Origin of the sequence: Streptomyces sp. NPDC050439, from assembly GCF_040655335.1 — a bacterium.
Classification (GTDB): Bacteria; Actinomycetota; Actinomycetes; order Streptomycetales; family Streptomycetaceae; genus Streptomyces.
On the sequence record NZ_JBFAJT010000010.1, the window covers coordinates 258,396 to 279,245 of the forward strand.

21 protein-coding genes are annotated in these 20,850 nt (G+C 68.9%); 7 read left to right on the top strand and 14 right to left on the bottom strand.

Going from position 1 to position 20,850, the window contains the following annotated elements; all coding sequences use genetic code 11:
• Positions 1–64: 64 nt before the first annotated feature.
• The gene (locus AB0I66_RS35880) at positions 65–754 is read right to left on the bottom strand and encodes a TetR/AcrR family transcriptional regulator (protein WP_363212224.1); all 690 of its coding nucleotides are present in this window, start codon (positions 752–754) and stop codon (positions 65–67) included.
• Between the two features lie 109 nt (positions 755–863).
• Between AB0I66_RS35880 and AB0I66_RS35885 the strand changes: the two genes are divergently transcribed.
• Complete coding sequence (locus tag AB0I66_RS35885) at positions 864–2,285, top strand: MFS transporter (protein ID WP_363212225.1); 1,422 nt, start codon at positions 864–866, stop codon at positions 2,283–2,285.
• A 294-nt stretch (positions 2,286–2,579) separates the two neighbouring features.
• Here AB0I66_RS35885 and AB0I66_RS35890 read toward each other — a convergent pair whose 3' ends face one another.
• From AB0I66_RS35890 to AB0I66_RS35900, 3 genes are all read right to left on the bottom strand, one after another.
• Positions 2,580–3,341, bottom strand: a complete 762-nt coding sequence (locus tag AB0I66_RS35890; RefSeq protein ID WP_363212226.1) for a GNAT family N-acetyltransferase — start codon at positions 3,339–3,341, stop codon at positions 2,580–2,582.
• A gap of 256 nt (positions 3,342–3,597) precedes the next feature.
• On the bottom strand, positions 3,598–4,488 hold the full coding sequence (locus AB0I66_RS35895) for an aminoglycoside phosphotransferase family protein (RefSeq protein ID WP_363212227.1): 891 nt from the start codon (positions 4,486–4,488) through the stop codon (positions 3,598–3,600).
• A 157-nt stretch (positions 4,489–4,645) separates the two neighbouring features.
• Positions 4,646–6,076, bottom strand: a complete 1,431-nt coding sequence (locus AB0I66_RS35900; RefSeq protein WP_363212228.1) for an NAD(P)-binding domain-containing protein — start codon at positions 6,074–6,076, stop codon at positions 4,646–4,648.
• Between the two features lie 381 nt (positions 6,077–6,457).
• Here AB0I66_RS35900 and AB0I66_RS35905 point away from each other — a divergent pair, with 381 nt between their 5' ends.
• Together AB0I66_RS35905 and AB0I66_RS35910 are read left to right on the top strand one after the other, a co-directional pair.
• Complete coding sequence (locus AB0I66_RS35905; protein ID WP_363212229.1) at positions 6,458–6,826, top strand: metalloregulator ArsR/SmtB family transcription factor; 369 nt, start codon at positions 6,458–6,460, stop codon at positions 6,824–6,826.
• A 150-nt stretch (positions 6,827–6,976) separates the two neighbouring features.
• Positions 6,977–7,762: a hypothetical protein gene (locus AB0I66_RS35910; protein WP_363212230.1), complete on the top strand. Its 786-nt coding sequence runs from the start codon at positions 6,977–6,979 to the stop codon at positions 7,760–7,762.
• 57 nt (positions 7,763–7,819) lie between these two features.
• On the opposite strand, the gene AB0I66_RS35915 is transcribed toward AB0I66_RS35910, so the two are convergent.
• Genes AB0I66_RS35915 through AB0I66_RS35925 form a run of 3 tightly spaced genes read right to left on the bottom strand, consistent with a single transcriptional unit; the run spans position 7,820 to position 10,289 of the window.
• Entirely contained in the window at positions 7,820–8,875 is a 1,056-nt protein-coding gene (locus AB0I66_RS35915) for an ArsO family NAD(P)H-dependent flavin-containing monooxygenase (protein ID WP_363212231.1), read from the bottom strand.
• Positions 8,872–9,984 carry an ACR3 family arsenite efflux transporter gene (gene arsB / locus AB0I66_RS35920; RefSeq protein WP_363212232.1) on the bottom strand — a complete coding sequence of 371 codons (1,113 nt, stop codon included), beginning with the start codon at positions 9,982–9,984 and terminating at the stop codon, positions 8,872–8,874. The genes AB0I66_RS35915 and arsB overlap by 4 nt, the downstream gene beginning before the upstream one ends.
• Positions 9,984–10,289, bottom strand: coding sequence for a metalloregulator ArsR/SmtB family transcription factor (locus tag AB0I66_RS35925; RefSeq protein ID WP_363212233.1), 306 nt, complete (start codon positions 10,287–10,289; stop codon positions 9,984–9,986). Before AB0I66_RS35925 ends, arsB begins: the two co-directional genes overlap by 1 nt.
• A gap of 114 nt (positions 10,290–10,403) precedes the next feature.
• Here AB0I66_RS35925 and AB0I66_RS35930 point away from each other — a divergent pair, with 114 nt between their 5' ends.
• Both AB0I66_RS35930 and AB0I66_RS35935 read left to right on the top strand, forming a co-directional pair.
• On the top strand, positions 10,404–10,823 hold the full coding sequence (locus tag AB0I66_RS35930) for an arsenate reductase ArsC (protein WP_363212234.1): 420 nt from the start codon (positions 10,404–10,406) through the stop codon (positions 10,821–10,823).
• A 143-nt stretch (positions 10,824–10,966) separates the two neighbouring features.
• Entirely contained in the window at positions 10,967–11,797 is an 831-nt protein-coding gene (locus AB0I66_RS35935) for a TIGR03619 family F420-dependent LLM class oxidoreductase (protein ID WP_363212235.1), read from the top strand.
• Between the two features lie 86 nt (positions 11,798–11,883).
• On the opposite strand, the gene AB0I66_RS35940 is transcribed toward AB0I66_RS35935, so the two are convergent.
• Positions 11,884–12,240 (bottom strand): hypothetical protein, encoded by a 357-nt coding sequence (locus tag AB0I66_RS35940; protein ID WP_363212236.1) that lies wholly within the window; start codon positions 12,238–12,240, stop codon positions 11,884–11,886.
• Positions 12,241–12,321: 81 nt separating this feature from the next.
• Here AB0I66_RS35940 and AB0I66_RS35945 point away from each other — a divergent pair, with 81 nt between their 5' ends.
• Entirely contained in the window at positions 12,322–12,465 is a 144-nt protein-coding gene (locus tag AB0I66_RS35945) for a hypothetical protein (RefSeq protein ID WP_363212237.1), read from the top strand.
• A 30-nt stretch (positions 12,466–12,495) separates the two neighbouring features.
• Here AB0I66_RS35945 and AB0I66_RS35950 read toward each other — a convergent pair whose 3' ends face one another.
• The 5 genes from AB0I66_RS35950 to AB0I66_RS35970 all read right to left on the bottom strand — a co-directional run bounded on the left by AB0I66_RS35950 (position 12,496) and on the right by AB0I66_RS35970 (position 18,822).
• Positions 12,496–14,499 carry an acetoacetate--CoA ligase gene (locus AB0I66_RS35950; RefSeq protein WP_363212238.1) on the bottom strand — a complete coding sequence of 668 codons (2,004 nt, stop codon included), beginning with the start codon at positions 14,497–14,499 and terminating at the stop codon, positions 12,496–12,498.
• Positions 14,500–14,896: 397 nt separating this feature from the next.
• Complete coding sequence (locus AB0I66_RS35955) at positions 14,897–15,835, bottom strand: fumarylacetoacetate hydrolase family protein (protein ID WP_363212239.1); 939 nt, start codon at positions 15,833–15,835, stop codon at positions 14,897–14,899.
• Positions 15,832–17,040, bottom strand: a complete 1,209-nt coding sequence (locus AB0I66_RS35960) for a VOC family protein (RefSeq protein ID WP_363212240.1) — start codon at positions 17,038–17,040, stop codon at positions 15,832–15,834. The genes AB0I66_RS35955 and AB0I66_RS35960 overlap by 4 nt, the downstream gene beginning before the upstream one ends.
• Before the next feature lie 29 nt (positions 17,041–17,069).
• The gene (locus tag AB0I66_RS35965; protein WP_363212241.1) at positions 17,070–18,281 is read right to left on the bottom strand and encodes an acyl-CoA dehydrogenase family protein; all 1,212 of its coding nucleotides are present in this window, start codon (positions 18,279–18,281) and stop codon (positions 17,070–17,072) included.
• Positions 18,282–18,315: 34 nt separating this feature from the next.
• Positions 18,316–18,822, bottom strand: coding sequence for a flavin reductase family protein (locus tag AB0I66_RS35970; RefSeq protein WP_363212242.1), 507 nt, complete (start codon positions 18,820–18,822; stop codon positions 18,316–18,318).
• Positions 18,823–19,023: 201 nt separating this feature from the next.
• Here AB0I66_RS35970 and AB0I66_RS35975 point away from each other — a divergent pair, with 201 nt between their 5' ends.
• Positions 19,024–19,671 (top strand): TetR/AcrR family transcriptional regulator, encoded by a 648-nt coding sequence (locus AB0I66_RS35975; RefSeq protein ID WP_363212243.1) that lies wholly within the window; start codon positions 19,024–19,026, stop codon positions 19,669–19,671.
• Between the two features lie 490 nt (positions 19,672–20,161).
• Here the strand turns inward: AB0I66_RS35975 and AB0I66_RS35980 are convergent, their stop codons facing one another.
• On the bottom strand, positions 20,162–20,827 hold the full coding sequence (locus AB0I66_RS35980) for a hypothetical protein (RefSeq protein ID WP_363212244.1): 666 nt from the start codon (positions 20,825–20,827) through the stop codon (positions 20,162–20,164).
• Positions 20,828–20,850: the final 23 nt, after the last annotated feature.

Here is a 20,850-nt window from a genome sequence, read left to right on the forward strand (position 1 = left end):
GCGGCCATGGCGCGGAAAAGCCCCACCTGTACCCCCGACCGGCGACGACTGTGACGGTGGGCGGTCACGCCGTGTCGAGATGGCTGCGGATGTCTGTCAGGACGGCGGAAATGAGCTGGTCGAACTGTGCGTCCGCGGGAGGCAGGGGCAGCGCGGCCGCCTGCCGGAGGGTGGGGATGTCGAGGTCGGCGTGCGATGTGAGCCATGCGTCGGGGACGAGTGAGCTGCTTTCGGCGCCGGCCCGGTCGATGGGGTGGTCGACGAGAAGGGTGAACGACAGGACGAGCAGGGACAGGTGGCGGTGCGCCCCGAGCGCTGCCGGAAGGTCCAGGCCGACGCTCTGCAGAAGCCGGAGGAAGCGGTCGAGGTTGATCAGACGGTTGGGGTGCACGGAGGCCGGGGGCGCGTCCTCGTCGAGGGAGACGAGCAGGGCGCGGGGCCAGCGCCGGTAGAGCTCGCGCAGCGACCGGGCGTAGTCGGCGACGGAGGTCTCCCAGGTCTCGGGCCGCAGGGCAGGCGGGTCCCAGGCGTCGAGCATGAGGTCCACGGCGAGCGCGACGATGTCCTGACGGTCCTCGACGTAGTTGTACAACGCCCGCACGGTGACGCCCAGTTCAGCGGCCAGGGCGCGCATGGTGACGGAGCGAAATCCTTGTGAGCCGGCCATCTCCAGGGCCTTGGCGGCGATGCTTTCGCGGGTGAGGACCGGGCGGCCCTTGCGGGTGACGGGGCGGCGGCGGGAAGCGGCTGGCATGGCGTCAGCCTACGACCCTCCTCCTTAAACTTCACACCCGTTGACTTTTAGAGGTGGTGGGCTGCACGCTGACCATCCGTCCCGTCCGCGCCCGGAGGTCGAGCACCGCATGACAGCGCAGAACACGTCCCGCCGCCTTCCGCCGTTCAGCGGGGTCCTGGTGCTCGTGATGGTCTCCACGGGGCTGGTGGTCGTCGACCTCACGATCGTGACGGTCGGACTGCCCCTGCTCAGTGCGGACCTCGCCGGCGGTGCTTCCGCGGAGTCGGTGGTGGTGACGTACATGGTCGCCATGGGGGCGCTCACCCAGGTCGTCGGGAGCCTCTCGGACCGGTGGGGCCGACGGTCGTTGTTTCTCGCCGGGATCGCCGTGTTCACCCTTGCCTCCCTGGCGGCGGCCGTGGCGCCGGACCTGGCGTGGCTGAACGTCGCACGCGTGGTCCAGGGCGCGGGAGCCGCAGCGATCATGGTGAACGGCATCCCGCTGCTCTCGGACCGCTACAGCGGCGAGGAGCGCAATCTCGCCATCGGCGCCTGGGGGTCCTTTGCGACCGCGGCCGGTCTTCTCGCCCCGACGCTCGGCGGGCTGCTGATCGACGCCTTCGGGTGGCGGGCCGTCTTCGCGATCAACCTCCCCCTCGGCGTGGCGGCCTGGGTGCTGGCCGCGCGTGTCCTGCCGCGCCCCGTCCCCGCGGCGCCCGGGTCCGGGCGTCCGGACTGGGCCGGCAGCCTGCTGCTCACGCTCGGCCTCGGCACCGCGACCTTCCTCATGCTCCGCCCGGGCGAGGCCTCGTGGTCCTGGCAGAACACCGCCGTGCTGGTCACCGCCTGCCTGGCGCTGGCGGCGTTCGTGACCGTCCAGCTGCATGTACGCCAGCCCATGGTGGACTTACGGATGTTCGCCCTGCCCGCGTTCTCCGGCGCGATGCTGGCCGTCCTCCTCTCCCGGGTCCTGACCATTGGCGGCTCGGTCTATCTGATCCAGTACTTCTCCGACGGGCTGCGGCTGAGCCCGACCGGGGCGGGCCTGTTGATGACCCCGATCTTCCTCGCCCAGATCGTCATGGGCATGGTCGGTTCCAAACTGCTCAGCCACTGGGCGCCCGGCCACGTGATCGGCTTCGGGTACGCACTCAAGAGCGCCGGCCTCCTGGCCCTTGCGCTGCTGATCACGCCCGGCACCCCGTGGTGGGCCCTGCTGGTGCCGCTCCTGGCGTGGGGGGCCGGTGGCGGAATCGCCGGCGCGCCCGTCATGGCCGTCGCGGTACAGGTCGCCCCTGCCGAACGGGTCGGCATGGTCGCCGGAACCGTATCCACCCTCGCTTCCCTCGGCGCAGGCGTCGGCACCGCGGCTCTGGGCGCGGTCTTCACCCTCCAAGGCGGCCAGGGCAGCCAGGCGGTCACCGACGGCACCCGGGCCGTGCTCGCCGCCGCCGCGCTGCTCGCGGTCCTCGCCTTGCTCACGACCGTGACCCTCATTTCCCCGGGCCGGGTGCCTCGCCCGGACCGCAGGCAAGAGCCCGTTTCCTGACCGACCTCGCCGGCGGCAGCGGCGGAGGGAAGGGGGCTGACGGTGTCGATGGCCGCCCGACACGACGGACGTAGCGCCTGCGAGCACAGGCGTCGCGTCAGCTCAAGCTGCTGCCGAGCCCGATCCCCAACCCCCAGGGGACAAAGCCGAACGGACTTGGACGACCTGCAGGAAGAGGAACGCGCCCAGTTCGAGGAAGCATCGCCGGTGAGAACTACCGCGGTCGACAATCCTCGCGCGGTCGTTGTCAGTCTTGGCCGAGGGGATCACCGGCATGACACCGCTGCTGTCCCCTCAACCGCGTTCGAAGCAGTGCGAGTGGCCGATGACGGAGAAGCCGCGACGCTCGTACCAATGGCGCGGCCAGTCTGACGCATCGGCGGTCAGGAAACGGAGACTGCAATGTTCATCGGCAGCCATACGCAGGGCGGCGGTCAGGACGGCGTCGGCGTAACCGCCCCTGAGATAGGCCTCCGAGGTGATCAGGTCCTCGATCTGGGCTGTGCCAGTTGCCGGGTCCACATAGAGGTCGGCCCATGAGGCGATGTCGCCTTCCTCGGTACGGGCACCGATGAAGCGAACGATGTCTGCCCCACGCCGACGAGCTTCGCGTCGGTCGACAAGGTGGCGTATGACCTCGTCGTCGACGTCCGGAAGGAGGTCCCGCCATCGCCGGGTGAGTGGATCACGTAGCGCGTCGAGGTCTGCCTCCACCGCGGGTATGCCAGCTGGCACCGGGCCTTCGTGCAGCATGACCGCGTAGATGGAGTGGGTATATCCAGCCCGGGCCAGCGGCTCTGCACACGCCATCCCAACTTCGTTGTCCAGGACGGAGATCAGCCGGTGTGGCAGATGGCCGAGTGCTTCCTCCGCGATAGTGGGCAGCGCCTCGGCGTCGACGGCCGTATCGATGAGCACCTGGTTGTTCGCGCGGGAATGGAAGAAGGCGTCATCGTAAACAGCGAAGCCGCCAGGGAGATCGACGACGCGCGTGGCCTGCCGACGGGCGAAGGCGGATAAGAAGGCGTTGATCCTGTGTAGTTCTGAGCTTGGCATGGAGTGACCCTATGCAGCCCTGACCACGACCGCCCTTGATTTGCCTTGCGGAGAGAACATGCAACCTTGCGGGGAGAACATGCAAGGCCCCCGGCCATCTGCTTGCACGTGGCTGCCGTCGACCATGCCCGAATCCGACCAGACGCCTCTCGGCCCGGGTGGGATACGCCGTCTCAGCTGAGCTGTTCTTGTTGATGCTGCCGCCGGCGGGCTCGGCAAGCGATCCTCGCTACGAGGGTCTACGGTCGGGGCGGCATCACTCCGTCGATTCCAGGATGCGGGCGAGAGTCTGGTGCCCCATCTTGCTCATCGGCGGATTGCTCTCGACGTAGTACCAGACGACCCCCATCGCCTGCTCGAACGCCCATGCCTTGCCGCGCTCCCACTGCAGATCGTCGCAGCCCAGGGTCCGTCGGAGCACTTCCCGCGGGCCCGGCTGCAACAGGTGCCAGGCGCTGACCAGATCCAGCGCCGGGTCGGCCGGGCCGAAGTCGCCGGTGTCGAGTATGCCGCCGAGCCGGTCACCCGCGACCAGCACATTGCCGGGAATCAAGTCCGTATGGCTCATCACATCGGCACCCGTGCGCGGCAACTCCCGGAAGTGACTCCACAGTTGGCGCAACCGGGGCACGTCGAGCATCCCCTCGCTCTCCTCGAAACACTTCGCCATCCAGTCGTCATGGTGAGCGAGAACGCCGCCACGTCCTTCGCCGCTGAAACGCCGCCCCCGCGTCTCGACGCCCCGCAGGGCTGCGATGAAGGCCGCGAGGTCCTCGGCGAAAGCGTGCGACCCACTCGGGTCGGCATCCAGGGCGACAGTTCCCGGCACCCATGTCTGCACCAACCACGGCATGGGGTAACCCGCTCCAGGCTTCCCCAAGGCGACGGGTTTCGGGGCGGGGAACTGGGACACCTCTGCCAACTCCGCGCTCGCCTCAGCTTCCCGTTCCAAGCCCGCCAACGTCTCGGCGGCATCGGCCGACCGCAGCGGGAAACGCGCGGAGAGGTCGGGCCCGATACGGAAGATGGCGTGAACCGTCCCGGTCGAGGACAGGGGGCGGATCGTCTTGCCGATCCACTGAGGAAACTGTTGCTGGATCAAGGTCGCAACGATCTCGGCCGTCACGTCCACTTGGTCATCGTGCATGGACAATCTCCGAGGCCCTCCGCCAGTCCGGTTCGAAGCACCGGAAACAGACCAGATCAACTATCAACTCTGCCGAGAGCCAGTATTCAGACGTCAGGGTCCAGATCAACTGAAATTTGCGGCCCCCAGGCGTCACTACCGTTCTGGTCGCCCCAAGTCACAGCTGCGGCTGCGGGTGCGCGCCGGCCTCAATCTGCAGGGTGGACGGCGCCGAGCAGCAACCGCCGCCCTGCTCCTGCCCCTGCTCCTGCCGCTGCCCCTGCTCGGCTTCGGGCTCGTCGAACAGGCCCGCGCCTCCGCAGACTCCGGTCTCCGGGAGGGTCAGTTCGACGCGTTCGGCGGCTTCTTGGTCTCCGGCGAGGGCGGCGGCGATGGAGCGGACCTGCTCGTAGCCGGTCATGGCCAGGAAGGTCGGGGCGCGGCCGTAGGACTTCATGCCGACGAGGTAGACGTCCTTCTCCGGGTGGGAGAGCTCGCCCACGCCGTGGGGGTAGACGGTGCCGCAGGAGTGGACGTTGGGGTCGATCAGCGGGGCGAGCGCGATCGGGGCCTGGAGGCGCTCGTCGAGGCCCAGGCGCAGTTCGGAGACGAAGGAGAGGTCGGGGCGGAAGCCGGTCAGGACGATGACCTCATCGACCGGGTCGAGGCGACGGCCGTCCTCGGAGACCAAGATCAGCTGATCGCCCGTCTTCTCTACGGCGGTGGTGCGAAAGCCGGTGACGGCATCCGCGTGGCCGTCGTCGACGGCTGCCTTCGCGGCGAGGCCGAGCGCGCCGCGGGCCGGGAGCTGGTCGGCCTCGCCGCCGCCGAAGGTGGCGCCGCCGATGCCGCGGCGCAGGACCCACGCGGCGTGGGTGCCGGGGGTGTTCTTGGCGAGATCCGCCAGGTAGGCGAGCGCGGTGAAGGCGGAGGCTCCGGAGCCGATGACGGCGGTGCGCTTGCCCGCGTAACGGACGCGTACGGCAGGGTCCTTGAGGTCGGGCACGCGGTAGGAGATGCGGTCGGCGGCGGACTTCTCGCCGAGCGCGGGCAGTCCGTCGCCGCCGATCGGACTGGGCGTGGACCAGGTGCCGGAGGCATCGATGACGGCGCGGGCAGTGATCCGCTCCTCGCGCCCGTCGGCGTAGGCGATGTGCACGGTGAAGGGCTGCTGATCGCGGTCGGCGTCGACGACACGGTCGCGGCCCAGGCGGGAGACACCGGTGACCTTCGCGCCGAAGCGGACCCGCTCCCCCAGGACGCCGGCCAGCGGCTGCAGGTAGCGGGAGACCCAGTCGCCGCCGGTCGGGTACGTCGCACCATCGGGCGCGGACCAGCCGGTGGGCGCCAGGAGCTTCTCGGCGGCAGGGTCGACGACCTCGGCCCAGGTGGAGAAGAGGCGTACGTGACTCCACTCGCGCACCGCGCTGCCGGCGGATGCACCGGCTTCCAGGACCAGCGGCTCGATATCGCGCTCGACCAGGTGCGCGGCGGCGGCCAGCCCGATGGGACCGGCTCCGATCACCACGGTGGGCAGGGCGGTGGTGAACGCGTGGGCGGTCGGCTCGGACCGCTCGGTCGGCTCGGACCGCTCGGACGGCTCGCTCATGGCGACTCCCTCGTTGTTTCGACATCTGTCGATGGCTTGCGCGGCCAGGATGCCATCTGTTTCGATGAGCGTCAACATAGGCGTTTATCGAATCAGGAAGCATTGGGAGGCGGCCATGGAGCAGCTCGATGTGTCGGCCATCGGCGGCGGCTAGTCCGGCACTGAAGGCACTGGTGGCGCGCGCTCTTACGGCAACCTGCCCCCGCCCTCCCCCGCCCGGTACAGCTCCCTGCTTGGACTGCCCTCGGCGGGGCCCAGGAGCGCTACCTACGCCGGGACGAAGCCATCGAATACCTGCTCCGGTACGCGGACCAGCGCGGCGGCCCCCTCCGGGCACGGCTGCACCTGGGGCATTGCTTCGACATGTGTCAACATAGACGTATGTCGAATACGAAGGCGCTGCCGCTGCTGGACACGCAGGGCGTCGAGCCGTGCTGCCCGCCCCTCACCGAACGGCCGATGAACGCCGACGAGGCGGAAACAGCCGCGCGGATGTTCAAGGCGCTCGGCGATCCGGTGCGCCTGCGCCTGTTCTCCGCCGTCGCCTCGCACGAGGGCGGGGAGGCGTGCGTGTGCGACATCTCCGACGTCGGCGTCTCCCAGCCGACCGTCTCCCACCACCTGAAGAAGCTGAAGGAGGCCGGGCTGCTCACCTCCGAGCGGCGCGGCACCTGGGTGTACTACCGCGTCGAACCGTCCGTGCTGGCCGCGATGGGACAGCTACTGACCCCTGCAGCCGCCGCGAGTTGACCCCGTCGGAACGTCTCCTGGGCGAGCCATCGAGGCCGGGCGCGGCAGCTCGGACTTTCTGGAGCGCCAGACGCGCCATGCGATCCGGCATACCCTCCATCTGACTTGGCATGATCCAACAATGGTCTGCGCCGGGGAGGGGGCGGGGTCGTGGGGACCGCAGGGAAGCAACGTCGGCCGGGGCAGCGCGAATTGATCAGCCTCTACCGGGTGGAAGGGCTGCACCGCGAACGGGAGCGCGCACAGCGGACCGGCCAGAGGTTCATCGTGGCCGCCCGTTCCGCCGCGGGCGCCGCAGTCCTGCTCGGGCTGATGGCCGGCGTGTTGCTGTGGTGCCGACCCAGCCTGGCAGGCCAGCAGCAGGCGCTGATCGTCGGCGGCGTGGCGCTGGGGCTGGGGACGCTATGGGTGGTGGTGCTGTGGCGCGCGGCGCGCTGGCTGAACGACGGGATGCCGACGGACAGCGGCAGCAAGCCGGAGACGGTGGCCGCCGGGCTGGAGCCCAACACCGCCGGGGATCCGGAGGGGCTGTGGAACATGATGCGAATTGCACATCTCGTGCTGCTGTGCGTGCCCGTGGCCGGCCTTGTGCTCACCCTGGCAGGCGCCATGGCCACGACCGAGCAGAAGGTGGTGGGCTGGGACGCGACACGGTGGTGGATCACCGGTTTCATCCTGCTGGTGACCGGCCTCATGGGCGGAACCATCGGCGGCCTGGCCTCCGGCATGGTCAACTCCAGCAACGACTGCTGGACCCCGCGCGGAGCCGCACGACGGCTGCTGGTGTACGCGGTCCCCTTCCTGCTGGCCGCGCCGTGGCTCACCGGCCTGCACACGGGCTGGAGCGGCGCGCTCGCCGGTGCGGCTGCGCTCTGGTTGCTCATCGGACCGGTCGAGCATGTCGCGAAGCACATACCCGGCTCATCCGCCGATTGACGGCTGGAGATCCAAGAGAACAGCGCCCGTCAAGCGGGACGTGCGAGCGTACGGTGTTCAGTGCAGCAGGCCGGCGATCTGCCTGGCCGCGTCACGGGCGGGGCGGCCCACCCCGATGAGGGTGGCCGACGCCGGTCCCGTCCAGTCGCCGTAGCCCAGCAGGTGCAGGCGCGGTTCTTCGACGGCCTGGGTGCCGTGTGTGGGGATGTGCCCGCGAGGTCCGCGAAGGCCGAGCGGAGCGAGGTGGGAGAGCGCGGGGCGGAAACCGGTGCACCAAATGACGGCGTCCGCCTGCGCCCGGGTGCCGTCGGCCCACTCGACGCCGTCCGAGGTGAGACGGGTGAACATCGGCTGAGCCTTGAGGAGTCCGGCGTCGCGGGCGGCACGGACAGGGGGCACGGCGACGATGTCGCCCAGTGAGGCCACCCCTCCCGTGTCGGACTGGCCGCTGTCCAGGGCGCGGCGCCTGGCGGTGGCCACGTCGAACAGAGCGCGGCCGTCGATGTCGTCGGCGAGGAAGCGTGCGGGACGCTGGGTGACCCAGGTCAGGTCGCTGTCGTGGGCGAGGTCGGCGGCGATCTGCGCACCGGAGTTGCCGCCGCCCACCACGATGACGCGCCTACCGGCGAAGTCGCGCGGGCTGCGGTATTCGACCGTGTGCAGCTGCCGGCCGCGGAACCGCACCCTGCCGGGAACGGCCGGGCCGAACGGGCGCCACCAGGTGCCGGTCGCGCTGATGACCGCCCGGGCCTGCCAGGTCCCGGCATCGCTCTCGACTCGCAGGGCATCGCCCTCGCGGTGCACGGCATTGACGCGCACCGGGCGGTGTAGGGGCAGGTCGTAGCGGCGTTCGTACTCGCTGAGGTAGTCGACGACGTGCGCGGCATCCGGATACTCCTCTCCGGGCCGGCCGGGCATCGGGCGGCCGGGCAGTGAGGAGTAGGCGGCCGGGGAGAACAGGTGCAGGGAGTCCCAGGCGTGCCGCCAGGCGCCGCCCGCCTCGGTCTGGGCGTCGAGGATGACGAAGTCCAGGCCGAGGCGGCGCAGGTGGTAGCCGGCGGCGAGCCCTGCCTGCCCGCCGCCGATCACCACCACGTCCGCGGTGTGCGTCACGGGGCGGTCGTCAGCGTCTGGGCGCTGAACTTCCTGCGCCAGGCCAGAGCCACGTACACCAGGCCGATCAGCACCGGCACTTCGATGAGCGGGCCCACGACGCCGGACAGGGCCTGGCCGCTGGTGACGCCGAAGGTGGCGATGGCAACCGCGATGGCAAGCTCGAAGTTGTTGCCCGCCGCGGTGAACGCGAGGGTCGCGGTGCGGTCGTAGGCCAGGCCAAGTCCCTTGCCCAGCAAGAAAGTTCCGAAGAACATGACCGCGAAGTACACCAACAGCGGCAACGCGATCCGTACGACGTCCAGCGGCTGCGAGGTGATCGTCTTCCCCTGCAGGGCGAAGAGGATGACGATGGTGAAGAGCAGCCCGTACAGGGCCCACGGGCCGATCCGGGGAAGGAAGTCGGACTCGTACCTCTCGCGGCCCAGCTTCCTCTCGCCCACGCGGCGGGTGAGGAATCCGGCCAGGAGCGGGACGCCGAGGAAGATGACGACGTTCAGCGCGATCTTCCACATGGAGATGTCGAGGTGCTCCCCGTCGCCCAGGCCCAGCCAGCCCGGCAGCAGGTCGAGGTAGAGCCAGCCCAGCAGGCCGAAGGCGATGACCTGGAAGACGGAGTTGAGCGCCACCAGCACCGCGGCGGCTTCACGGTCGCCGCAGGCCAGGTCGTTCCAGATGATGACCATGGCGATGCAGCGGGCGAGCCCGACGATGATCAGTCCGGTGCGGTATTCGGGCAGGTCGGGAAGGAAGAGCCAGGCCAGCGCGAACATGACGGCGGGGCCGACGATCCAGTTGATGACCAGCGACGATGCCATCAGCTTCTTGTCGCCGGTGACCGTGTCGAGCCTGTCGTAACGCACCTTCGCAAGCACCGGGTACATCATCACGAGCAGGCCGAGCGCGATCGGCAGGGAGATGCCGCCGACCTCGATCTCCGCCAGCGCGTCGTTCATGCCCGGGATGAGCCGCCCGAGACCGAGGCCGACGGCCATGGCCAGCAGGATCCATACGGCCAGATACCGGTCAAGGGTGGAGAGCTTGGCGACGATGCCCTCGCCGGACGGCTCGCCCTGGTCCGTCTGCGGGGTGGTCTCGGTGCGGCTCATCAGCAGGCCCTCTTGTTGTCGCCGGCGGTACGGGCGGAGGCGGCCAGCTCGGCGAACTGCCGGGAGACCGAGGCCAGGACCTCGGGGCGCAGCTTGTAGTAGGTGAAGCGACCGCACGGCTCGGTCTCCACCAGGCCGGCCTCGCGCAGCACCTTCATGTGATTGGAGAGGTTGGTCTGCTTGGCGCCGGTCTCCTCCACCAGGTGCGTCGTACAGAGCGTCTCCTGGGCGAGCAGGGTCACGATGTGCAGACGGAGCGGGTCGCCCAGGACCCGGATCACATCAGCATCGACTGAAGTCAGCATGGACTGATACTGTCACATCACTCTGCACTGATACCAGCCCAGGCTGAACTGAACATCACCGACCTTGCCAACTCCCCCCCCTGCTGACCGCTCATCACCACGAAGGAAGCCCCCATGGCCACTTCTCCCCTCACCTCCGTGCTCTTCGTCTGCGTCCACAACGCGGGGCGTTCGCAGATGGCCGCCGGATTCCTCGACCACCTCGCGGGCGACCGGATCGAGGTCCGCTCGGCGGGCTCGGTCCCCGGCGACCGAGTCAATCCGGCCGCGGTCCAGGCCATGAAGGAAGTCGGCGTCGACATCGCCGACCAGAAGCCGAAGATCCTGACCACCGAGGCCGTGCAGGCATCGGACTACGTCATCACCATGGGCTGCGGCGATGCCTGCCCGATATTCCCGGGCAAGAAGTACCTCGACTGGGCTCTGGAAGACCCCGCGGGCCAGGGTGTGGAAGCCGTGCGCCCGATCCGCGACGAGATCAAGACGCGCATCGAGTCCTTGATCGCCGAGATCGACGCCAAGCAGGATGCGTGAGCGTCGAGTCGGCCGCCGAGGACGCGCTGCACGTTGCGGAATCAGCACTGCCGCCGCTATGCATGGGGTGAACGCGGTGAGCGGACGATCGAGCGGCTCGGCGCCGGCCTGAGCCGGCGCGTGGGCAGTGAGGTGAGTACTGCATGCGCATTGGCGTCACCATAGGACTGACAGATCGCTCGATCGGTCCAGCCGAGTTGGCCAAAGCCTTGGAAGAGCGTGGCTTCTATTCGCTGTACGTTTCCGAGCACACCCACATTCCGACCTCAAGCCGCGTTTCCGGCGTGACCGGCGAGAAGATTCCCGAGTACTGCAAGCACCTGCTCGACCCTTTTGCCGCGCTGGCCACTGCTGTCGCGGTGACCAGCGAACTGCGGGTCGGGACGGGCATCTGCCTGGTGGCCCAGCATGATCCCATCGCGCTGGCGAAAGCTGTGGCGACCCTCGACCATCTGTCGAAGGGCCGCTTCACCCTTGGCGTCGGCTTCGGCTGGAACCGTGACGAGATCAAGCACCACCGAATTGACTACGCCCGTCGCAGGAACGTCGTCTGGGAGTATCTCGCTGCCATGCGGAACCTCTGGCAGCCAGAACCCGCCGCTTTCGAGGGCGAATTCATATCCTTCGGCCCGTCAGAGGCATGGCCGAAGCCGACCAACGGATCCGTCCCAGTTCTGATCGGCGCACCTGCCGACCCTCGGTTGTTTGCGCAGATCGCCGAACATGCCGACGGCTGGATGCCCATCGGTGCTCGTGGTCTCAGCGAGCAACTGCCGGTTCTGCGGGGGCTGTTCGCGGATGCGGGCCGGGACGAGACCCTGCTCCGGATCGTGCCCTCCGGTACGTTGCCGAGCCAAGGAAAACTGGAGCACCTTCGCCGACTGGGCGTCACCGAGGTGCTGTGCCAGCTGCCGTCCGGCCCTGCCGACGAGGTCTTGCCGGTGCTGGATGAGTACGCGCAGTACATCGGATAGGTCCGCCCCACCGCGGAACGTCGCAGCGCATCCGTCGCCTCAGCACGGACTGTCAGCGTCATTGCCGACCACACCCCGATACGTGCTCAACCACTCTGCCGCTGATAGTGATCGGTAAGCACCAGCGTGAGCCTGCCGAGCCACTCGAAGTCATCCGGATAGTCCCACTCCTCGGGGCAGGCAAGTACTCCCGGCAGGTCTTCGCGCGAGATCGTCGGCCCCGGCTGAAAGCCGTTGGTGCCGTCGGGCGCCGTCCACGGGATGTAGCGGCAGACCTCGACCACCCCGCGGTCGACGAGCGCGAGGAGGACCGGCGCCAGATCCGCCGCGGGTCCGGATGCCAGCGGCTCCTCCAGGTCTCCCCGTACTCCTGGAAGGATGTCGATCTCACTCGCATTGAGTATGAAGGCGTACTCGACGTCGGAGGGTTCACTTGTGCTCACCCTTCGATCTTCGCAGGGCCCTCGGCCGCACGGCCGACCCGCGCCTGAGCCGACTGCCGCCCCTGCGGGCAGACTGTGCCCTTGCTGCTCCCCTCCGAAGCCGTGACCGCCACCGTGCTGATCGAGGTCACAACACCGCTGCGGCTTCTCGCCGCGGGCCGCGGCCCCGTAGCCCGCAGCCAGGGCTCGCAGGCGGCCCGGTCGGCGTTCTGGTCGCGCGGCTGAGCCGGCTAGGTGGTGAACGTCGATGAATCGTCACCTCCCGCGTCGGGCGGCGCCTAGGTCGGCGTAGAAGGTGAGGAACTCTGGGTTGTCGATGGCGTCGGGGTTGGCGACGAGGTCGGGTGCGTGGCCCTGAAGGAGGCGCTTGACGGGTATCTCCAGTTTCTTGCCCGTGCGGGTGTGCGGGATCCCCGGGACGTGGAAGATGTCGTCGGGAACGTGCCGGGGCGAGGCTTGGGTGCGGATGGCCTGCCGGATGGTGTCGCGCAGGGAGTCGTCCAGGGGGATGCCGGTCGCCAGGGTGACGAACAGCGGCATCCAGTAGCCGCCTTCCGCTTCTTCCACGCCTATGACGAGTGCCTCGGTGATCTGGGGAAGGGCTTCGACTGCGTCGTGGATGTCGGCGCTGCCCATACGGACGCCGTTGCGGTTCAAGGTGGCGTCGGAGCGGCCGTGGACGATGACCGAGCCGTAGGAGGTGTGGGTGATCCAGTCGCCGTGCCGCCAGACGCCCGGGTAGGTGGCGAAGTAGGCATCACGGTGGCGGCTGCCGTCCGTGTCGTTCCAGAAGTACAGGGGCAATGATGGCATGGGGCGGGTGATGACGAGTTCGCCGACTTCGTCCAGTACGGGCCGGCCGGTGGTGTCGTAGGCGGCCAGGGCGACGCCGAGGTTGGGGGCGGACAGTTCGCCTGCCCAGACCGGAGTGGTGGGAGCGCCGCCGGCGAAAGCCGAGACGACATCGGTGCCGCCGCTGGATGAGGCGAGCTGAACGCGGTCGCCGACGTGGTCACGGGTCCACGGGTAGGCGGAGGCCGGTAGGGCGGATCCGGTGCAGCCAATGCTGCGCACCGAGGACAGATCGTGTGTCGTGGGTTCGATGCCGAATTTGGCCATGCCGAGCAGGTACTGAGGGCTGGTGCCGAACACGGTCACCCGGTGTCGGGCTGCCAGTTCCCACAGGATGTCCGGGCGTGTCGCCGGGGCCGGACTGCCGTCGTAGGTGCAGGTGGTGGCGCCGGTGAGGAGAGTGGAGGCCACCAAGTTCCACATCATCCAGTGCGTGGTGGTGTACCAGAGCAGGCGGTCGTTCGACCCGAGGTCCGACTGGAGGCCCAGCAGTTTGAGGTGTTCGATCAGCACGCCGCCGTGGCCGTGGACGATGCCCTTGGGCAGGCCGGTGGTGCCGGAGGAGAACACGATCCACAGCGGGTGGTCGAAGGGAACCGGCTCGCACCGCAGTTCCTCGCTGCGTGATGCTGCCACTTCCCAGGTGATCACCGGGGAGGGGAAGGCAAGGGCGGACCATGGGCGCTGGATGTGGTCCACCAGGACAACTGCTTTGAGGGTGGGCAGGGCGCAGGCCAAGGCGTGCGCGGCCTCGCTGCGTTCATGGGTGACGCCGTTGAAGTGGTAGCCGTCCGCGGCAACGAGGACGGTGGGTTCCAGCTGGGCGAACCGGTCGGCTGCCGCTCGGGGTGCGTAGTCCTGCCCGCACACCGACCAGAGGGCGCCCAAGCTCGCGGCGGCGAGGAACGCGACGATGGCGTGGGGGGTGTTGGGCAGGTATCCGACGACCCGGTCACCGCTGACCACACCGAGTTCACGCAGGGTCGCAGCTACCGAGGCGACCTGGGCGCGCAGCTGGCCTCCGGTGACTTCGTAGGAGGCACCGCTCTCGTCGAGGGCGATGACGGCAGGCTCGTTCGTACGCAGGTGGCGCAGCGCGTGGTGGGTGTAGTTGAGGGTGGCACCGGGAAACCAGCGTGCTCCTGGCATGGCCTCAAGGGCCAGTGCGCGTTCGGGTGTTGTGTGGGACTCGACATCGAAGTATTCCCAGACCGCACGCCAGAAGCCTTCGAGATCGGTGACCGACCAGTGGTGGAGGGCGGCGTAGTCGGTGAAGTCGCCCGTGTCGGGCGCCCCGTGACGGGGGACGGCCCAACGTGCGAAGTCCGTCAGGCGGCTCTTGGCGGCTGCCGTGGGATCGGGGGTCCAGAAGGGTTGGGGGGCGATATCTCCGGGTGAACTGTTCATGCCGAGATGCTCCTCGTCAAAGGGTGTGTCATCGGGTACGAAGGTGGTGTGCGCTCGGGGGGGCGGGCTCAGCAGCGGCGCCCACGAGGCGGTGTCATGGATGGTGTCCGCACCCCTCGGCAGCACAGCCATCGATGGTTGTCGGCTGCGTTGACGCTCACGATGTTGGCGCCGAGTCGCTTTGGGGACGGCGCGTGCGGACGACGGCAGGGGTACGACGGTCAGGGCTGCCAAGCCGTGTCCCGGGACGTCGTCCAGGCGTAGGCGCTCCCCGGCGGCCTGGATCAGGGGTTGGGGGCAGTGACTGCCGGCCAACTCACGACAGAAAGAAAGAGAGCTGCGGTGACCCCCACGGGCCCCGCGCCGATGACGACGACGGGCGCGTGTGGAGTCACGGTCACTGGCTGTCCCGCACGACGGTGTGCTGGGTGCCGAGGTCGAGCAGCCGGTCAGGTGTGGCTATGCCGGCGGTGATCGTGTCCCCGGCCCGGAGGTAGTGGGGGTTCTTGCTCTGGCGCCTGAAGAACGCCTTCCACTTCAGCGTCGGGGGCAGCAGCGCCCCGATCTTCTCCACGGCCTTGGGCGGGGCCTTGAGCGCGGTTCCGCCGGGAGTACCGGTGAGAAGCAGGTCGCCGGCCTCGAGTGTCTGGAACCGGGCGAGCAGCGTCAGGGTCTGTGCCGGGCGGACGATCATGTCTGTCAGGGTCCGGTCCTGGCGCAGCTCGCCGTTCACGGACAATTGCAGGCGCAGGTCGGTGAGGCGCGGGAAGTCGTCCTCTTCGAGCAGGGTCAGATGGGGGCCGACGGGAGTGAAGGTCGGATACGACTTGCTTTCGTAGAACTGCCCCTTGGTGAGCTGCACGTCGCGGGCGCTGACGTCGTTGGTGACAACCAGCGCGCCGACGTAGGCCGGCAGGTCCTTGTCGGTGACCTGTGCGCCGATCGGCAGGGTTTTTCGCAGCACGAGCCCGAGTTCGATCTCGTAGTCGAGGAACTGAACGTGGCCGGGCCGCAGGATGGGGTCGGTGGGGCCGCTCACCGAGCCGGACGCCTTGCGGAAGAAGGTGGCCGGGATGTCACCGCGAAATCCTGAGTCGCGGGCGTGGCTGCGGTAGTTGACCATTTGGGCGACCACCCGGCAGGGCGTGGTGACGGGCGAGAGGGGGTTCAGGTCTGCCATCGCGGTGCCGAGGTCACCGGAGTCGGCCGCCGTGCGGACCGCCGGGGTGTCGGCAAGCAGTTCGCGGGTGGTGACGGCCTGGGTGGCGACGGGCAGGGCGCGCTCCCCGCGGAGAACCCACCAGCCTTCGGCAGTACGCACAATGTTGATGCTCATGAGTTCATCGCTTTCATCAGGCTCAGCAGCCGGGAGGCATCGAGTTCGTTGTCGCCCCGCAGTGCTCCGAGAACCGTGCGGAGTTTCGCCGGCGAGGGGTTGGCGCCCAGAAAGTCCCGGGTGACCGGTGGCCCCCACTGGGCCAGGCCACTGGCCGACATGGGGGCCCAGCCGGGCTCCACGTCGCTGGAGAACAGGTCGCCGTCGGCGAAGTGCTCCAGCATCAGCCGGTCCGGGTCGCGCCAGTAGTCGAACAGCTGGCTGCCCTGGATATGGCGGCCGATGCCCCAGCTGCGCCGGTAGCCGCGTTCGGCCAGGTAGGCGCCGCCGGCGGCGATCGCATCGAGGTCGGCGACCTGGTAGGCGGAGTGCACATAGCCCGTGCCGGGGCCCAGGTGCATCGCCAGCGTGTGATGGTCCACCGCTTCGCTGCCCTGGTCGCATCGGAGGAACGCCATGGTGGGCCCGCGCTCGCGCTGACCGTCCAGGAACAGGAAGTCACTGACGATCATGCCGAGGGTTTCCAGGTACCAGTCCAGGGCCCTGGTGAAGTCCGTGGTCTCCAGGACCACGTGGCCCAGCCTCTGGATACGGGAGGGTTCGCGGACCGGCCTCTGGGTGGCGTTGACGCGGGGGCGGGCGGTGCCGAAATTGAGGGGCAGGGCCTGCTGCCCCGGCAGGGCCGGCAGGCTCCCGGCCGGTGCGGCGACCTTTACCGCGAAGCCGGAAGGGTCCGGCAAGCACACCACGGCGCCGCCTTCAGGCGCGTCGGACAGCTGGACATCGCGGCCTGTGGCGTGGGCGAGGCGGTCCAGGTCGGCGCGTTCGGCGGCCCGGAAGACGGGCCCGACGAAACGGGAGGTGTCGCCGCGGCGGATGACCACGCAGGCACCCCCCTCAAAGGTGCCGCGCAGCCACAGACTGTCCGGGGTGCGGGCGGCGACGCTGAAGCCGAAGTCCTGGGCGAAGACAGCGGCCCGCTCCAGGTCCGGCTTCTGGAACTCCAGCCACGCCAGGTCGGCGACCTTGATGACCGGATTGCGGGCCCGGCCCGGATGCTCGCTGCGCAGGCCTCCGTGCTCGCTGTGGAGGTCCTGGTGGGCGCTGTGGGGGTGTTGGTGGGCGCCGTGGAGGTGCTGGCGAGCGCCGTGGAGGTGCTGGCGGGCGCCGGCGGGTGCGGATTCGCCACCTTGATTCTTCGACATGGCACTGCTCCCGATCAGTCGTCAGATCGTCAGATGAGAGGCGTGATCTGCTGTTCCACGCCGGACAGGAGCTGCCCGTAAGCGGCGTAGCCGACGGCGGACGCCACCACGCCGTGACGTGCGGCGGTGTTCGCGTCCCGCCAGATGCGCTGCAGGACACTGCTCTCGGCGAAGCTCGCCGCGCCATGCGCGGAGATCAGGATGTCCAGGGCCCGACCCACCTGCTCCGCGACATAGCCGACATCGGCCCGTACCCGGGCTCGGACCAGCATGTCGAGGTGTTGGCCGGCTGCCGCGGCCGTGTCGACGTCGTCCGCGGCCCGGTAGGCATGCAGGTGCGCGGTGTCGATCCGCATGGCCGCCTCGGCCAGTTGGAGTTGGAAGCCCGCTGAGTCCGCCTGGCGGGCGTAGAACGTGTACGGGACGGATTTGGTGTCGGCTTTGCTGCGTACGAGTTCCAGGGCTGCGCGTGCCATACCCAACTGCGCGCCGATCAGCACGAGAGACAGCACCGAGGCCAGGTTGGACTTGAAGAGGCCGGCGTCGGGGTATTCGTCGACATTGCGCCCGGCAAGGCCGTCCACGACGGACACCACCCGGTGTTCGGGCACGAAGATGTCCTCGACGACGATGCACGCGCTGCCGCTGCCGCGCATTCCGGTGGTGAACCAGGTGTCCTCGACGGTGAAGTCACCGCGCGGGACGAGGGCCATCCCTTGGTCCACGCTCTCTCCGGCCTCGTCGGTGATCGGGATGCCCACCGCGGCCCAGGTGGCGTGCCAGGCACCCGAGGCGTAGTACCAGCGGCCGGTGACCTGCCAGCCCCCCTCGACCTTGCGGGTGCGCGCCGTCGGGGACAGGATCCCCGAGACGCGCGCGGCCGGGTCGGCGCCGAAAACCTCCTCCTGCGCCTGCTCGGGAAAGAGACCCGCGCTGAACGCGCCGGCGTTGAAAAGGGTGGTAACCCATGCGGCGCCGCCGTCTGCCTCCGCGATCGTCCCGCACACCTCCAGCCAGGTGCGCATGGGTGCTTCGTGGCCACCGAACCGCTTGGGCACGCCAAGGGTGAACAGGCCTGCGTCGCCGAGTTCCGCGACGACCTCGTCGGCGAGTCGGCGTTCCGTCTCCCCGTGCCGGGCGCGAGCGGCTATCAGGGGCTTCAACGCGGTTGCCCGGTCGAGGAGTTCGGCCTGCGGAGGGGCGCCGGCACCGGGTGCGCCGGGGGAGGTGAGGGTGGACATGCGTGGCTCCTTGAGGTGTGCGTTGAGTGGACGTTCAGCGGGAACAGGCGGTGATGGACTCAGCAGGCGTCCACCGGGAGGCTCCAGGCGTCGGCCGCGGCAGGAGAGCGGAGTGTGTACCGAACCGGCGCTGGGCGTAGACGAGCGGGAGCTCATCCGCACGAGCGGCGTGGGTGACCAGACCGAACAGCAGCACGTGGTCGCCGCCGCGGACGGTTTGGGCCACCTCGCAGGCAAGCCAGCCCGCCGAGCCCACCAGGCGCGGCAACCCCTCGTCCAGGGACCAGCCCGTGCCGGCGAACCGGTTCACGCCGCGGCGGGCGAAGCGCAGGGCCTCCTCTTCCTGTGACCGTGCCAGGACGTTCACGGCGAAACGGCCCGTACGCCGAACCGAGGTCAGCAGGGCCGAGTCCTCGGCCAGCGCCACGCTGATCAACGGAGGGTCCAGGGACAGCGAGGCGAAGGCGCTCACCGTCGCTCCGCGCGGCCGCTCGCCGTCAAGGGTGGTGATGACGGTGACGGGCGAGCACACCCCTGCCATGAAATCCCTGAAATGCCTCTCGCCCACCCCACTGGCGGCAGGCAACGATCTGGTTCTGTCGGCTCCCGACATGACGGAGGCCCCCAATCAGCAACGAGATGACTGATGAAATCATCATCTCTGATGCAGACCGAGGTCAAGGGCAGGCGCAGGCGTAATTGATAAGAACATCAGATCTGGCGTCGTTGCTACTCTTGGGCCATGTCCGCCTCCGCACCACTCGCCAATCGCTTCGAACGCCGCCGCGCCGAAACACGACAAGCCCTGGTCCGCGCGGCCCGCCAGATCCTGGCCGAGAACGGCGACGCCGCCGCGAGCATCCAGATCATCGCGAACCGGGCAGATGTCGGCTTCGGTTCCTTCTACAACCACTTCGACTCCAAGACCGCGCTCTTCGACGCCGCAGTGGCGGACGCGCTGGATGAGTACGGACAGCTCATCGACGAACTCCTCGAGGGCGTCGACGATCCCGCCGAACTCGTCGCCTCGGGGGTACGGCTCAGCGCCCAGATGGTTCGGTCCCACCCCGAGATCGCAAACATCCTGCGCCGCAGGGGCATCGCCCACATTCACTCCGACCGAGGGCTGGCCCTGCGCGCGCTGCGGGATCTGGAGCTGGGCGTGTCCACGGGACGCTTCACCGCCATCGACCCTGCCATCGCACTGTCCGTCCTGGGAGGAAGCGTCCTGGCCCTCCTGGAACTCACTGCCTCCCGCCCGGACCTGGATTCCGCCGAAACAGCAGCGACGACCAGCGAACTAGTCTTGCGCGCGCTCGGACTCTCCCCGGAACAGGCCCGGGAGGTCGCCCGCCGCCCCCTTCCTCCGATAGACGCCCGGAGCAGCTAAGCGGCCCGCCGAACGCTCCCCGGCCCACCGACTGGGCATCCCACTCGGGCTGTTGGCCGAGTGACCCCAGACGCCGTCGAATCCCCCTGAGGTGCTGATGTTGACGGGGAGGGGCTGGAGGGACTGGGGCGAGGTCTGGCCTGGGTGGGAGTCGCTGGACTATGTGGCCTCGGAGGCCTACGAGTTGGTATCCGGGGAGCCCGATCCGTGCAGCGAAGAGTTCTATGCCGCGGTGCGGGCTCAGCGAGGCGAGCACGTGGTCAGCCGGGGCTTGGCGGGGGAACGCTGGAATGTCCGGGACGAAAGGGAATCGACTCGTAGGCTGCCGCGCTTGAGCAGCATGTTCCCACTCCGTGCTGATTCATGAGGTCGCGTCACCTCAGCCGAACCGCGACCAAGAGCCATCCACTTCGAAAATTCACATGTGGCTGAGCGGCGTAGTGGCGCCTCCTCATCTCGCGTGCTCAGATCCGCAGGCACCGGCAACCAATTACCCACCGTAGAGGCCCCACTCGTCGAGGCCACCGTAGACGTGGGCCTCCAGGCATCGAGGTGCGTCAAGGCCGACGGCCTCGCCGCGGTAGAGGGCTATGAGTGAGTCCTTGCCCCGCCACCAGGTGTCGGTCAGGCCCTGCACTTCAGGCACCTGCTCGTACCCGTCGAGGTCCAGGGAGTCGACGGCCTTGCCGGTGGTCCTCGTGATGGTGCTGGCCCAGCGTCTCGCGTGTGCGGCCAGCGCCAGCGATTCCACCCAGCCGTCCGTACTGGCATGCAGCGGTGCCCACCGGGAGCCGTGGATCCCGAACTCGCCGCCGGGGCCGATCATGAATCCGTAGGCCATGGACACCCGGCAGTCCCCGGCCGGAATCCACCAGCCCTCCGCGGCCGAGCCCTCTGGAACGTCCGCATCCAGGATGCGCGGGCCACTTTCGTAGAACGGGGCCGGAGGCAGCGCGAGACCACCCCAGCGGTCCTGGAAGGCCTCGGCACGGTCGATCTCCGCGGCCGGGATACCGCGCTTGATCCACGCATCGCGGTGGTGCCCGATGCCCGGCCGGGGGACGCGGATGCCCTCCACCTCCACGAAACTCCTGGCCCTGCGGGTCAAACCGGCAGGCGCGACCGGGATCGGCGGTACGGGAGTGGCGGCCGTCATGGTGCCGGAGTCTAGTCGCGAGG

Bases quoted from the DNA above. Each gene is read 5' to 3' on its own strand.
- AB0I66_RS35935 (WP_363212235.1), top strand. From the start codon at position 10,967: ATGCGCATTGGCGTCACCATAGGACTGACAGATCGCTCGATCGGTCCA.
- AB0I66_RS35925 (WP_363212233.1), bottom strand. From the start codon at position 10,289: ATGCTGACTTCAGTCGATGCTGATGTGATCCGGGTCCTGGGCGACCCG.
- AB0I66_RS35975 (WP_363212243.1), top strand. From the start codon at position 19,024: ATGTCCGCCTCCGCACCACTCGCCAATCGCTTCGAACGCCGCCGCGCC.
- AB0I66_RS35885 (WP_363212225.1), top strand. From the start codon at position 864: ATGACAGCGCAGAACACGTCCCGCCGCCTTCCGCCGTTCAGCGGGGTC.
- AB0I66_RS35955 (WP_363212239.1), bottom strand. From the start codon at position 15,835: ATGAGCATCAACATTGTGCGTACTGCCGAAGGCTGGTGGGTTCTCCGC.
- arsB (WP_363212232.1), bottom strand. From the start codon at position 9,984: ATGAGCCGCACCGAGACCACCCCGCAGACGGACCAGGGCGAGCCGTCC.
- AB0I66_RS35900 (WP_363212228.1), bottom strand. From the start codon at position 6,076: ATGAGCGAGCCGTCCGAGCGGTCCGAGCCGACCGAGCGGTCCGAGCCG.
- AB0I66_RS35895 (WP_363212227.1), bottom strand. From the start codon at position 4,488: ATGCACGATGACCAAGTGGACGTGACGGCCGAGATCGTTGCGACCTTG.
- AB0I66_RS35980 (WP_363212244.1), bottom strand. From the start codon at position 20,827: ATGACGGCCGCCACTCCCGTACCGCCGATCCCGGTCGCGCCTGCCGGT.
- AB0I66_RS35905 (WP_363212229.1), top strand. From the start codon at position 6,458: ATGTCGAATACGAAGGCGCTGCCGCTGCTGGACACGCAGGGCGTCGAG.
- AB0I66_RS35970 (WP_363212242.1), bottom strand. From the start codon at position 18,822: ATGGCAGGGGTGTGCTCGCCCGTCACCGTCATCACCACCCTTGACGGC.
- AB0I66_RS35950 (WP_363212238.1), bottom strand. From the start codon at position 14,499: ATGAACAGTTCACCCGGAGATATCGCCCCCCAACCCTTCTGGACCCCC.
- AB0I66_RS35890 (WP_363212226.1), bottom strand. From the start codon at position 3,341: ATGCCAAGCTCAGAACTACACAGGATCAACGCCTTCTTATCCGCCTTC.
- AB0I66_RS35880 (WP_363212224.1), bottom strand. From the start codon at position 754: ATGCCAGCCGCTTCCCGCCGCCGCCCCGTCACCCGCAAGGGCCGCCCG.
- AB0I66_RS35960 (WP_363212240.1), bottom strand. From the start codon at position 17,040: ATGTCGAAGAATCAAGGTGGCGAATCCGCACCCGCCGGCGCCCGCCAG.
- AB0I66_RS35965 (WP_363212241.1), bottom strand. From the start codon at position 18,281: ATGTCCACCCTCACCTCCCCCGGCGCACCCGGTGCCGGCGCCCCTCCG.
- AB0I66_RS35930 (WP_363212234.1), top strand. From the start codon at position 10,404: ATGGCCACTTCTCCCCTCACCTCCGTGCTCTTCGTCTGCGTCCACAAC.